Below are 13,101 nucleotides of genomic sequence, written 5' to 3' on the forward strand. Positions count from 1 at the left end.
AGGACCACCGGGGTGCGTGGCGCCGCTTGTGTGCTCAGTCGGAGAGGGATGTGTCGGCCAGGCTGTGGGCGCGCTCGGCCGACACGCCGAGCACGAGGAGGCTCGTGATGGCGGCTGCACGGACGTCGAGTGCGGGATCGCCGTGCCGATCGTCGGCGATCGCGAACACCGCCGAATAGCCGATCCGCCCAAGAGCGTCCGGAGGCAGATGGGTTCCGAACGCGCCGGCGTTCTGCCCTCGCCGGATCAGGGTCGCGAGCATCGCGTCGACGGAGCCCAGCAGCTCATGGATCTCGTCGCCGTACTCGCCCCGGCGCAGCGCGAGCAGCACCCGGTATCGGTGCGCCAAGGGCCACAACCGATGAACGAACCGCGCCCAGGCCTCGTCCGCCGGCGTCTCGGCCACGTCGACGTCTTCCAGCACGGCAGCGATCTCGCCCGCCGCCTGCTCGGCGAGCGTTCGCACCAGGTCGTTTCGCGCGGGAAAGTGTCCGTACACCGTCCGTCGCACCACGCCCGCGGCAGCCGCGACGTCCCCCATCCCCGCGTCCGGACGCTGCCCCAGCAGCTCGCGGGCGACGTCGATGATGCGCGCTCGAGTCTCCTCCATCGCCAGCTCGCGGGCCGTCTGAGTCGCCATGCCTTGAATCATTGCACAGTCATGTGCAGCGGAGTACGGTCATCGGTGAATGTCATTGCACACCGGTGTGCATCGGAAGAGCTGTGCGGTGGAAGCCGCCACCGAGGAGACGCATCGTGACCGAAACACCCGCTGTCGCATCCGACGCCATCCGGCCCTTCGCCGCGGCGATCCCCGATGCCGACATCGACGACCTGAAGTCCCGGCTCGCCCGGACCCGCTGGCCGGATCGGGAGACCGTCGCCGACTGGTCGCAGGGAGTGCGGCTGGAGCACGCCAGGAGACTGATCCGCTACTGGGAGCACGACTACGACTGGCGTCGGTTGGAGGCCGCGCTGAACCGTTATCCGCAGTTCCTGACGCGGATCGACGGTCTCGACATCCATTTCATCCACGTCGCATCGAGCCACCCGAACGCGATGCCGCTGATCCTGACCCACGGCTGGCCCGGCTCGGTCCTGGACTTCCTGCGGCTGATCGGCCCGCTCACCGACCCGGTGGCGCACGGAGGCCGTGCCGCCGACGCCTTCGATGTCGTGATCCCGTCCTTGCCCGGGTTCGCGTGGTCCGGCAAGCCGACGAGCACCGGTTGGAACGTCGAGCGCATCGCTCGGGCGTGGGCGGAGCTCATGCGTCGGCTCGGATACACCCGCTGGGCTGCTCAGGGCGGGGACTGGGGCTCCGTCGTGACGACCGCGCTCGCGAACCTTCGGCCCGACGGACTGCTCGGCATCCATCTCAACACCCCGTACGCGTTCCCCGAGACGATCCCCGAGAACCTCTCGCCGGAGGAGCAGCACGCCGTGGACACCCTCGCCCTCTACGGTGGCCCTCTCGGCGGGTCGAACCACCTCCAGGGAACGAGGCCCCAGACCCCTGGATTCGCCCTCGCCGACTCGCCCGCCGGCCAGGCGGCGTGGATCTACGAGAAGTTCCAGTCCAAGACCGACAACCGAGGCCTCGCCGAGGACGCGATCGATCTCGACACCATCCTCGACACCATCTCGTTGTACTGGTTCACCAACACCGCCGCGTCCTCGGCACGCATCTACTGGGAGAACCGTGCTGCGACCATGGCCGGTCCCACCCTCACGCTGCCGGTCGCGGTGACGGTGTTCCCCAAGGACATCCCCGTGTTGCCGCGCACCTGGATCGAAGACAAGTACACCGACCTGATCCACTACGCCGAGGCCGACGAGGGCGGTCACTTCGCCGCCCTCGAGCAGCCGGACATCCTGGTCGACGAGATCCGCGCCGGCCTGCGGCCGCTCAGAGCTCCTCGAACGGGCCGATGACCATCCACAGGCCCTGTTCGGACCGAGGTTCTCCACAGGCCCAGCGGGCTCGGGCAGAACTGTCGGCGCCCCCGAACAGGATGGTGGTCGGAGGTGATCGAGATGACGGTCGCACGGGTAGAGAAGGAGCCATCGCCGGACGATGGTGAACGGATGGGACCGGCCGGCGGGCTGGCGACGGTCAACGAGGTGCGGCTGATCGGCCGGCTCTCGCTGGCCGCGGAGGAGAGGGAGCTGCCGAGCGGCGACCAGCTCACCGCGTTCCGGGTGGTCGTGAACAGGCCACGCGACAAACGCCGGGGGAGCCGGGTGCAGATCGACGCGCTCGAGTGTCACACCTGGGTGGCCCGAGTTCGCCGGGCGGCGATGACCTGGCAGGTCGGAGACGTGATCGAGGTCAACGGCGCGCTGCGCCGCCGGTTCTTCAAGACCGGCGGTCGGCTGCAGTCGATGACCGAGGTGGAGGTGCTGTCGGCGAGGCGGGTGAGCCGTGCCGCCGCCGCAGCCAGGCAGGCCAGCTAATGACGCGACTTCTCCAGGCGCGCGGCATCGAGAAGCCGGATGAGCACTCCGGGGTGGGGCTTCGGCTGGAAGGAGGTGGCCTTCTCCGGGAGCAGCTGCCCGATCGAGGCGGAGGAGAGGATGGTGTCGAACGTCGGCGCCGACAGCAGGACCGCGACGTCGCGACCCGGGCGGGCCCGCTTGAGGGCGGCATCGACCTGGTGCGCGTGCAGCACCCGCGACGGCTGCCGGCTCAGCGCCGGAAGGACCCGGTCGTGCAGATAGCCGACGTCGCCGGTGATCGGACCCGCGGAGGTGTCGAAGTCGAGCGTGGCCCAGCCACGGCCGTCACTGAGCACGATCACACCGGGCCCGAGCCTGCCCAGCGCGGCGTCGCGACTGCCCGCGGTCCACTCGGCGCCGACGGATTCTGCCGCGGCCCGTAGGTCGCGCAGGTTCACCCCGGGGAGCACCCGGTGGATCGCGCCGAGCTGCAACGGCGTGTCGTCCTGGTCGATGAGCATCGCCAGGCCGAAGTCCGTCGCAGCCGCGTCCCCGGGCTCGGCGAGCCCCTGGAGCTCGGCGTACGCCGCGTAGCGGTGGTGTCCGTCGGCGATCAGCGCCTGCTGGGACGACCATGCCTCACGCAACTGCGCGATCAGCGCCTCGTCCGTGATCGTCCAGACACGATGGTGCTGGCCGCCGTGGTCGTCGTACTGCTCCTCGGGAGGGCCGCTCTGCACCCGGTCGAGCAGCGCGGAGACGCCGTCGGGCGCATGGTAGGTGAGCAGGATCGGCGCCGGGTGCACCCGCATCTGGCGCATCCGGGAGGCGAGCTGCTCGGCCTGCGCGGTGCGTACGCCCTCGTGGGGGAGGACCGCGGCCTCACCAGGGTCGTCGGTGCGGTGGGAGACGTCGAGGATCCCGACGACGCCACGCACGACGATCCCGGCAGCGGTGTACTCGTGGAGGTAGAGCGCGAGGTCCCGGTGCTCACGAAGATCGCCGCGCGCCAGCCAGGAGCTGATCCGGGAGGCGACCCCGCGATAGGGGCGGGAGTAGAGCCGCGCCGAGGTCGGGTCCCCGATCCGCGACGGCGCCAACGAGAGCGCTCGAAATGGCTCCAGGCGCAGCGGACGCCCGAGGTACGGCGCCCTGACCACACCCGTATCGTCCATCCGCACATCGTAGGGTCACACTGGTGCCATTCGCCGAACCCCCGACTCAGAGTAAGGAACTCCGTGTGCTGACCGGCCATCAGTTGAAGGGCTCAGAACAGCCGCTCACCTCCGTCTACGACGTGGCGATGCTCGACCTCGACGGAGTGGTCTACATCGGTGGCGCCGCGGTCCCGCGCGCGCCCGAGTCGCTCGCCGCCGCACGCGAGGCCGGCCTGCACGTGGCGTTCATCACCAACAACGCGGCCAGGACTCCGGCCAAGGTCGCCGCGAACATCCGCGACCTGGGGATCGAGGCGACTGCCGAGGACGTGGTCACCTCGGCCCAGGCCGCCGCTCACGTCCTCGCCGAGCGGCTGGCTCCGGGTGCGAAGGTGGTCAACCTGGGCGCCGCCGGCCTGCGCGAGCCGCTCGAGGCCGCCGGTCTGGTGCCGGTGGCCGTCGACGAGGACGCCGAGGCGATCGTGACGGGCTACAACCCGGAGCTGCTGTGGAAGGACATCCTCCGCGCGGCCGTCCGGATCAAGGACGGGCTCTTCTGGGTCGCCAGCAACACCGACATGACCTTCCCCGCGGCCTACGGGATCGCGCCGGGCCACGGTGTCCTGGTCGACACCCTGCGCCGCTTCTCCGGCGTCGAGCCGGTCGTGGCCGGCAAGCCGTCGCGGCCCTTGCTCGAGGAGACCATCCGGCGCACCGGGGCCGAGCACCCGCTTATGGTCGGCGACCGGCTCGACACCGACATCGAGGGCGGCCACAACACCGGCATCGACACGCTGCTGGTGCTCACCGGCGTCACGCATCTCGTGGACCTGGTGGCGGCCGAGCCGCAGCGACGACCGTCCTACATCTCCTCCGACCTCGGCGGGCTGCTCGAGACCCACTCCGCCCCGGAGACCGACGACACCACCGCGCGACTCGGCGGCTGGACGGCAGAGGTACGCGACGGGGAGCTGTACGTCACCGGCGAGGGGCACACCGACGACTGGTGGCGGGTCGCCGCGGCCAGTGCCTGGGCCCACCTCGACGCCTCCGGGTCGGTGGTCACGATCGGCGCACAGGCCGTGCCGCCTCGCCCGGATGCCGGCGGCGGGACGGTAGTCTCGGCCTCATGAGCGAGCAGCATTTCGACGAGACCCCGGCCCCGGCCGGGCTGGGTGGCGCGGGCAGCGCGCCGCACACCGGTGTCGCGCGCGTCGACGCGGTCCTCGAGACGCTCGACCGGCTCGACGAGCTGCCGCTGACCGAGCACGTCGGCGTCTTCGAGGCCGCCCACACCGAGCTGCGCCGCGCCCTGGACCCCGACACCGGGGCCCACGACGCGATGGCCCGGATCGCCGCGGCGTCCGGCGAGCCGCAGCCGACCGACCAGCCCTGAGAGGCGAGCGCATGCCTCCTCGCCGCCTGCGTCTCGACGCCGAGCTGGTCCGGCGCAAGCTGGCCCGATCCCGCGAGCACGCCAGCGAGCTGATCGCCGCCGGCCGGGTCACGGTCTCGGGAAACAGGGCCACCAAGCCGGCCACCGGCGTCACCACCGACGTCGCCATCGTGGTGACCGAGGACCCCGACCGTCCCGACTTCGTCTCCCGGGGCGGCCACAAGCTCGCCGGAGCACTCGCCGCCTTCAAGCCGCTCGGACTCTCGGTCGCGGGCCGCCGCTGCCTGGACGCCGGCGCGTCGACGGGCGGGTTCACGGACGTACTGCTGCGCAATGAGGCCCGACAGGTCGTCGCCGTCGACGTGGGCTACGGCCAGCTCGCCTGGCGGCTGCAGCAGGACGAGCGGGTGATCGTCCACGACCGCACCAACATCCGCGACCTCTCCCTCGACCTGGTCGGCGAGCCCGTCGACGTCGTCGTCGGCGACCTCTCCTTCATCTCCCTCGAGCTCGTCCTGGACGCGCTGATCCGGGTCACCAGCCCCGACGGCGACCTCGCGCTGATGGTCAAGCCCCAGTTCGAGGTCGGCAAGGACCGCGTCGGCAAGGGCGGCGTCGTCCGTGACCCGGCGCTGCGCGCCGAGGCCGTCAACGCCGTCGCCGCGGCCGCCGCACGCCGTGGCTGGGGTGCCCGTGCGGTCACGACCAGCCCGCTCCCGGGCCCGTCGGGCAACGTCGAGTTCTTCCTGTGGCTCCGTCGCGGCGAGGCGACCGTCACCGAGGACGAGATCGAGCAGGCCGTGCGCGAGCAGCGCGGCCTGGAGAGCCCCGCCACCGGGGTTGTGTCGGTGCCGTCTGAGAAGGTTGATCCGTGACCGACGCCGCCGACACCTCCGCCGTGGACCCAGCGCCCGTGGAATCAGCGCCTGTGGACCCAGCCGAGGTGCGGCGCGTCCTCATGCTCATCCACACCGGGCGCGAGGAGGCCCGCGAGGTCGGCCTCGCCTGCGCGAAGTCGCTGGCGGTGCACGGCATCGTGGTCAGGGTGCTGGCCAGCGAGGCCGCCGACCTGGGCATCGACCCGGCGGCGTACGAACCGAAGCTCGAGCTGGCCGCCGACGAGGACGACGCCAGCCGCGACTGCGAGCTGGCGCTGGTCATCGGCGGTGACGGCACGATCCTGCGCGCCGCCGAGATCGTCCAGCCCCACCGCACCCCCGTGCTCGGGGTCAACCTGGGCCACGTCGGGTTCCTGGCCGAGGCGGAGTACGACGATGTCGAGTCGACCATCGAGGCGATCGTGCAGCGCCGCTACACCTCCGAGGACCGCCTCGCGCTCGAGGTCAGCGTCTTCCAGGACGGCCAGAAGGTCTTCCGCACCTTCGCGGTCAACGAGGCAAGCGTCGAGAAGGCGGCCCGCGAGCGGATGCTCGAGGTGGTCGTCGAGATCGACGGCCGGCCGTTGTCGAGGTGGGGCTGCGACGGCGTCGTCTGCGCGACCCCGACCGGTTCGACGGCCTACAACTTCTCCGCCGGCGGCCCGGTCGTGTGGCCGGGCGTCGAGGCGTTGCTGCTGACCCCGATCAGCGCCCACGCGCTGTTCGCGCGACCGATGGTGGTCGCGCCGACCTCGGTGCTGGCGGTCGAGGTGATCACCCGGGCCGACGGCGCCGGGGTGCTCTGGTGCGACGGCAGGCGCTCCTACGAGCTCGGCCCGGGCGCCCGGATCGAGGTCACCCGGGGGGTGGAGCCTGTCAGACTCGTCCGCCTGCACCAGGCGCCGTTCACGGATCGTCTGGTGCGGAAGTTCGGACTGTCCGTGGAGGGATGGCGAGGCGCCGCTGAACGGCGTCCGTTCAGGATGAACGGAGGCGAGAATGCTTGAGGAGATCAGGATCTCCGGGCTCGGGATCATCGAGTCCTCGACCCTGGAGCTCGGACCGGGGCTGACCGTGGTGACCGGTGAGACCGGCGCGGGCAAGACGATGATCGTGACGGCGCTCGGGCTGCTCCTGGGCGGCCGCGGCGACGCCGGCTCGGTCCGCAAGGGCAAGAAGGCGGCCCGGGTGGAGGGTGTCATCGACGCCCGCTCGCTGCCCGGCGTCGTCGACGCGACCGAGGAGGCCGGGGGAGAGGTCGAGGAGGGCCGGGTCCTGGTGGCCCGCACGGTCGCCGCCGAAGGGCGAGCGCGGGCCTACGTCGGCGGAGCGACCGTCCCGGTCGCGACCCTCGGCGCGGTGACCTCACCGCTGGTCGCCGTCCACGGCCAGTCCGACCAGCACCGGCTGCTGCAGCCGCGTGCCCAGCGCGACTCGCTGGACCGCTTCGGCGGAGACGCCGTCGCCAAGCTGATCGCCGCCTACGGCGACATCTACACCGAGCTCCAGAAGGTGGAGCGCGAGCTCGACGAGGTGACCACGCACGCCCGCGAGCGGGCGCAGGAGGCCGACCTGCTCCGCTTCGGCCTCGGTGAGGTCGAGGCGGTCTCGCCCGAGTCCGGCGAGGACGTCACCCTCGCTCAGGAGGAGGAGAAGCTCGGCTACGCCGACACCCTGCGCACGGCCGCCGAGCAGGCCCGCGAGGCGCTCTCCTCGGAGGTCGACGCCCCCGACGCCCTGGGCGCGATCTCCGCCGCGCGCCAGGCCCTGGACGGCGTGCGCGACCACGATCCCGACGCCGCCTCCCTGGCCGACCGCCTGGCGGAGGTCTCCTACCTGCTCTCCGACCTGGCCGCAGACGTGGCCTCCTACGCGACCGGGATCGAGACCGACCCGGCGCGGCTGTCCGTCGTCTCCGAGCGCCGCGCGGCCCTGACCGCGCTGACCAGGAAGTACGGCGAGACCATCGACGAGGTGCTCGCCTGGGCCGAGACCGGCGCCAAGCGTCTGCTCGAGCTCGACTCCGACGACGACCGGATCGAGGAGCTCCGTGGGGAGCGCACCCGGCTGCGTGCCGCCCTCGCCGAGGCCGGTCTCGCGCTCTCGGCGGCGCGCACCGAGGCCGCCGGTGCGCTGGCCGAGGCCGTCAGCGACGAGCTCACCGGACTGGCCATGCCTCATGCGCGACTGGTGGTCGACGTACGCCAGAAGGAGACCGACCCGCCGGCCTCCGACGACGAGCCGCACGCCCCGCTGAAGGTCGGATCCGGCAAGAACCAGCGCTGGCTGCGCTACGGCTCCAACGGCCTCGACGAGGTCGAGCTGCTGCTGGCCGCCAACACCGGCTCCGAGCCCCGCCCGCTCCACAAGGGCGCCTCCGGCGGTGAGCTCTCCCGGGTGATGCTCGCCATCGAGGTGGTCCTGGCCGCCACCAGCCCGGTCCCGACCTTCGTCTTCGATGAGGTCGACGCCGGCGTCGGCGGCACCGCAGCGGTCGAAATCGGTCGCCGCCTCGCCCACCTCGCCCGCACCGCCCAGGTCCTGGTCGTCACCCACCTGCCGCAGGTCGCCGCCTTCGCCGACCACCACGTCGCGGTCGAGAAGACCAGCGACGGCGTGGTGACCAGCTCCGGCCTCACCGTCCTCGACGACGAGTCCCGCGAGCGCGAGCTCTCCCGCATGCTCGCCGGGCTGACTGCCTCCGACACCGCCATCGCGCACGCCCGCGAGCTCCTCGAGGTGGCCCGCTCGGCCAAGGCCTGACGAGACCTCAGTTCCGGCGGCCGAGTCCGCAGTTGTGGCGAACGACACACGCCACAACTGCTGATTCGGACGCCAAACGTACGCATTCGGCCGCCACGACGACCGACTCGCCGGATGAGAGATCCGGGGACGTGCCGCGATACCGGGGGAGGATTGGCGGGACATGAGACTGCCTACTCGCCAGATTCCTTCCGTACTTCCGGGCATCCGCGGCACCCTCCGCTCGGGACGGCCCACCAGGGCGCTGATCCCGCGGCTCAAAGAGGGTGACATCGCGGTGATCGACCATGTCGACCTCGACCGGAGCACCGCCCTGGCGATCGCGGCCAAGGGCGTGATCGCCGTCGTCAACGCGCAGCCGATGGTGTCGGGTCGCTACCCGAACCGGGGTCCGCAGACGTTGGCCGATGCCGGCATCGTGCTGATCGACAAGGTCGGCGAGGCCGGGATGGAGAAGCTGGTCGACGGGAAGAAGGCACGGCTCCTCGACGGCGAGGTCTTCGACGGTGAGCAGCTGCTGACCTCGGGCCGGGCGCTCGACCAGGAGTCGCTCGAGGACGACCTCGAGAACGCCAAGCGGGGGATGAGCTCCCACCTGGACCTCTTCACCCACAACAGCAGCGAGCTGCTCAAGCGTGAGGAGGAGGTGCTGCTGCACGGCAGCGGCGTACCTCCGCTCGACACACCGCTGGCCGGCCGCCCCGTCGTGGTGGTCGCCGACCATCCCGACCTGGACCGGCTCCTGGGCGACCTCGCCGGATTCCTGCGCGAGCGGCGCCCGGCGATCATCGCCGTGGGTCCCGCGGCCAAGCGGCTCACCAAGAAGCAGCTACGCCACGCCGTGCTCGTCCTGGGCCCGGAGACCGACACCTACCCCGAGCCGAAGGTGCTCACCAGCGCCGCCGAGGTCGTCCTCGCGCCCGGTGCCGCCGCGAGCGACAGCGCCACCGAGCTCCTCGACCGGATCGGGGTGCAGCCGAAGCGGTTCGAGTCAGCCCTCGCCCCCGAGGACGCGGCCCTCCTGGTCGCCTACGCCCAGCACCCCTCGCTGGTCATCGGGGCTGGCCTGAGCACCACCCTGACCGACTTCCTCGAGGACCAGCGTCCCGGCCTCGCCGGCACCTACCTGACCCGGCTCGCGCTCGGCCCGACGCTGATCGACGCCTCGGCGGTCCCGGCGGTGCGCCGCAAGGAGTCACGTGGCCGGCGGCTCGTCCTCCCGGTCCTGGCCGCGGTGACGGCTCTGGCCATCGGCGTACCCGCCGGCTTCTGGGCCGCCGACCACGACCTGACCTCGATCGGCGCCGGCCTCAGGAGCGGCGCCGGCGAGGGAGCCGCGGCGAGCACCACCTCGGGCGAGAGCTCCGCAGGCGCCGGGAAGGGCCCGCAACAGAGCACCGAGTCACAGTTCGTGGAGGAGGCCGGAGCCGCGCTCCTGCCCGGCAGGCTCACCGGCCAGAAGGTCGCCGTCCTGACCTTCCCGGGGGCCGACCGGAAGACGGTGGAGGCGCTCACCGCCAACATCAAGACGGCCGGTGGTGCGACGACGGGAGTGCTCGACGTACGACCGAACCTGCTGGACCCCGACCGCCGGCAGTACGTCGACAGCCTAGCCACCCAGCTGGTCAAGCAGCTCGGTCGTGGCGATGCCGGACAGGCCACCTATCAGCGGATGGGCCAGGTGATCGGCGAGACCTACGCCGGGACGAAGCCGCCCGCCGAGTTCGACCAGCCCGCCAAGACCGCGGCTGTGGCGTTGCTCACCGGCGACCTGGTCAAGGCCCGGGGGCGACCCACCGGGCCGGCCGACCTCGTCTTGCTCGTCCTCGGCGACGACAGCCGGGACACGACCGCCGTCGAGGGCCTGACGGAGGGGCTCGGAGCGACCACGAAAGGGCTGGTCGTGACGGCTCCGACGGATTCCGAGGACCTCGAGAAGCTCCGCGCCAACGACTGGCCGGGCTGGTTCGCGTCGGTCGACGGGATCGAGACCACCACCGGCCAGGTGGCCGCACCGCTCGTGCTGGCTCGCCAGAGGAGTCAACAAGGTGGCGATTTCGGTGCGTCAGGTTTCGGTGGCCTGCTCAACGATTGATAGGATTGAGGCCCATGAAGTCGGCGAGCTTGACCAAGCACATTTTTGTCACCGGGGGCGTCGCCTCCTCATTGGGAAAGGGCCTGAGCGCCTCGAGCCTCGGCCGCCTTCTCCGTTCGCGTGGGCTGAGCGTGACCATGCAGAAGCTGGACCCGTACCTCAACGTGGACCCCGGCACGATGAACCCGTTCCAGCACGGTGAGGTCTTCGTGACCAACGACGGGGCCGAGACCGATCTCGACATCGGTCACTACGAGCGGTTCCTCGACACCGACCTGGTCGGCCACGCCAACGTGACCACCGGACAGGTCTACTCCAACGTGATCGCCAAGGAGCGCCGCGGCGACTACCTGGGCGAGACCGTCCAGGTGATCCCGCACATCACCGACGAGATCTCCGAGCGGATCCTCGCGATGCACGGTCCCGAGGTCGACGTGGTGATCACCGAGATCGGTGGCACCGTCGGCGACATCGAGTCGCTGCCGTTCCTCGAGGCCGCCCGCCAGGTGCGCCAGCGCCTCGGCCGCGACAACGTCTTCTTCGTGCACGTCTCCCTGGTGCCCTACATCGGGCCGTCCAAGGAGCTCAAGACGAAGCCGACCCAGCACTCGGTGATGGCCCTGCGCCAGATCGGCATCCAGCCCGACGCGATCGTGTGCCGGGCCGACCGTGAGCTGCCCGAGGGCATCAAGCGCAAGATCGCGCTCATGTGCGACGTCGACGAGGACGCCGTGGTGACCGCCGCCGACGCGCCGAGCATCTACGACATCCCGAAGGTGCTCCACCGCGAGGGCCTCGACGCCTACGTCGTCCGCAAGCTCGACCTGCCCTTCCGCGACGTCGACTGGGCGCTGTGGGAGGACCTGCTCCGCCGGGTCCACCACCCCAAGGAGGAGCTCACCGTCGGCCTGGTCGGCAAGTACATCGACCTCCCCGACGCCTACCTGAGCGTCGGCGAGGCGCTGCGCGCCGGCGGCTTCGCCAACGAGGCCAAGGTCAACATCCGCTGGATCCCCTCCGACGAGTGCGAGACCCCCGAGGGCGCCGCCAAGAACCTCCACGACGTCGACGCCGTCTGCGTCCCCGGCGGCTTCGGCATCCGCGGCCTGGAGGGCAAGCTCGGCGCGCTGACCTACACCCGCACCCACCAGATCCCGACGCTGGGCCTGTGCCTGGGCCTGCAGTGCATGGTCATCGAGTACGCCCGCAACGTGCTCGGCCTGGAGAAGGCCGACTCCACCGAGTTCGACGCCGAGACCCCCGAGCCGGTCATCGCCACGATGGAGGAGCAGAAGGCGTACGTCGAGGGCGCGGGCGACCTCGGTGGCACCATGCGCCTGGGGCTCTACCCGGCCGAGCTCAAGAAGGGCTCGATCGCGGCCGAGGTCTACGGCGAGACCTCCATCGAGGAGCGTCACCGCCACCGCTACGAGGTCAACAACGCCTACCGCGACCAGCTCGAGGACGCCGGCCTGGTCTTCTCCGGCCTCTCGCCGGACAACCAGCTCGTCGAGTTCGTCGAGCTGCCCCGTGACGTACATCCCTACTACGTATCCACCCAGGCCCACCCCGAGCTCCGCTCGCGGCCGACCCGCCCCCACCCGCTCTTCGCCGGGCTGGTGAAGGCGGCCCTGGACCGGCAGAAGGAGCAGCGGTTCCCGATCGACGAGACCAACCTGCGCCGCGAGGTCAGCGACATCGACGACGTCGAGCTTCCCGAGCCCGCCGAGGCCTGAGCAGCAGACTGACGAGCCCTGGGGACCGGCGTGTGCCGGTCCCCAGGGCTCTTCGTTCGTGCCGCTCGGTGCCCTACGGGTTCACCTCGCCGCTCGGCTTCACCTCGCCACGCCAGGCGCCGGTCGCGGTGCCACGGTGCTCGATGAAGTCCTTGAACCGCTCGAGGTCACCCTTCGCCCTCATGTCGACGATCTTGAGGACGTCGCCGGTCTTCTCGACCGCGCCCTCGGGCTCGTACTCCAGGTGCAGGGTCACCTGCGTCGTCTTGCTCATCGGGTCCTCGGTGAACGACACCGTGCCCTGGTTCTTGGTGCCCTCGACGGCACGCCAGGTGATGCGCTCATCGGGAACCTGGTCGACGATCTCGGCGTCCCACTCGCGGGTCACGCCGCCGATCTCGGCCTTCCAGTGCAGACGCTTGTCGTCGAACTGCTTGACCGACTCGACCCCTTCCATGAACTGCGGGAAGGACTCGAACTGGGTCCACTGGTCATACGCGGTGTGGATCGGAACTCCGACCTCGACGCTCTTCTCGATGGTGCTCATGTCCTCGCGTCTCCTCTCGGTTGCGTACGCCACACGTGTACCCGGCGGCCTGGGAGGCCATACCTTCTCGAGCACCTTCTCGATGCGAGC

General features: G+C 70.9%; 12 protein-coding genes. 9 read left to right on the forward strand and 3 right to left on the reverse strand.

The window, feature by feature from the left end; genetic code table 11:
- Positions 1-34: 34 nt before the first annotated feature.
- A complete protein-coding gene (locus tag UG56_RS08945; protein ID WP_045549941.1) occupies positions 35-640 on the reverse strand; it encodes a TetR/AcrR family transcriptional regulator in 606 nt (201 codons plus the stop codon).
- A 116-nt stretch (positions 641-756) separates the two neighbouring features.
- On the opposite strand from UG56_RS08945, the gene UG56_RS08950 reads away from it, so the two are divergent.
- The gene (locus UG56_RS08950; protein WP_045549942.1) at positions 757-1,935 is read left to right on the forward strand and encodes an epoxide hydrolase family protein; all 1,179 of its coding nucleotides are present in this window, start codon (positions 757-759) and stop codon (positions 1,933-1,935) included.
- A 102-nt stretch (positions 1,936-2,037) separates the two neighbouring features.
- A complete protein-coding gene (locus UG56_RS08955; RefSeq protein ID WP_052693796.1) occupies positions 2,038-2,457 on the forward strand; it encodes a single-stranded DNA-binding protein in 420 nt (139 codons plus the stop codon).
- Here UG56_RS08955 and UG56_RS08960 read toward each other — a convergent pair.
- Positions 2,454-3,614 carry a DUF1015 family protein gene (locus tag UG56_RS08960; RefSeq protein ID WP_084100763.1) on the reverse strand — a complete coding sequence of 387 codons (1,161 nt, stop codon included), beginning with the start codon at positions 3,612-3,614 and terminating at the stop codon, positions 2,454-2,456. The genes UG56_RS08955 and UG56_RS08960 overlap by 4 nt on opposite strands.
- A 65-nt stretch (positions 3,615-3,679) precedes the next feature.
- Here UG56_RS08960 and UG56_RS08965 point away from each other — a divergent pair, with 65 nt between their 5' ends.
- The 7 genes from UG56_RS08965 to UG56_RS08995 all read left to right on the forward strand — a co-directional run bounded on the left by UG56_RS08965 (position 3,680) and on the right by UG56_RS08995 (position 12,464).
- Complete coding sequence (locus tag UG56_RS08965; protein ID WP_045549944.1) at positions 3,680-4,729, forward strand: HAD-IIA family hydrolase; 1,050 nt, start codon at positions 3,680-3,682, stop codon at positions 4,727-4,729.
- Positions 4,726-4,992 (forward strand): hypothetical protein, encoded by a 267-nt coding sequence (locus UG56_RS08970; protein WP_045549945.1) that lies wholly within the window; start codon positions 4,726-4,728, stop codon positions 4,990-4,992. Before UG56_RS08965 ends, UG56_RS08970 begins: the two co-directional genes overlap by 4 nt.
- A gap of 11 nt (positions 4,993-5,003) precedes the next feature.
- The gene (locus UG56_RS08975; RefSeq protein ID WP_071326972.1) at positions 5,004-5,867 is read left to right on the forward strand and encodes a TlyA family RNA methyltransferase; all 864 of its coding nucleotides are present in this window, start codon (positions 5,004-5,006) and stop codon (positions 5,865-5,867) included.
- A 68-nt stretch (positions 5,868-5,935) separates the two neighbouring features.
- On the forward strand, positions 5,936-6,877 hold the full coding sequence (locus UG56_RS08980) for an NAD kinase (protein WP_371264381.1): 942 nt from the start codon (positions 5,936-5,938) through the stop codon (positions 6,875-6,877).
- The gene (recN, locus tag UG56_RS08985) at positions 6,870-8,633 is read left to right on the forward strand and encodes a DNA repair protein RecN (RefSeq protein WP_045551461.1); all 1,764 of its coding nucleotides are present in this window, start codon (positions 6,870-6,872) and stop codon (positions 8,631-8,633) included. The genes UG56_RS08980 and recN overlap by 8 nt, the downstream gene beginning before the upstream one ends.
- Positions 8,634-8,796: 163 nt before the next feature.
- Entirely contained in the window at positions 8,797-10,728 is a 1,932-nt protein-coding gene (gene steA, locus UG56_RS08990; RefSeq protein ID WP_084100766.1) for a putative cytokinetic ring protein SteA, read from the forward strand.
- Between the two features lie 14 nt (positions 10,729-10,742).
- Positions 10,743-12,464, forward strand: coding sequence for a CTP synthase (locus UG56_RS08995; RefSeq protein ID WP_045551462.1), 1,722 nt, complete (start codon positions 10,743-10,745; stop codon positions 12,462-12,464).
- Between the two features lie 73 nt (positions 12,465-12,537).
- Here the strand turns inward: UG56_RS08995 and UG56_RS09000 are convergent, their stop codons facing one another.
- The gene (locus UG56_RS09000) at positions 12,538-13,011 is read right to left on the reverse strand and encodes an SRPBCC family protein (RefSeq protein ID WP_045551463.1); all 474 of its coding nucleotides are present in this window, start codon (positions 13,009-13,011) and stop codon (positions 12,538-12,540) included.
- Between the last annotated feature and the right edge of the window lie 90 nt (positions 13,012-13,101).

The organism is Nocardioides luteus (assembly GCF_000960475.2).
Lineage (GTDB): Bacteria > Actinomycetota > Actinomycetes > Propionibacteriales > Nocardioidaceae > Nocardioides > Nocardioides luteus_A.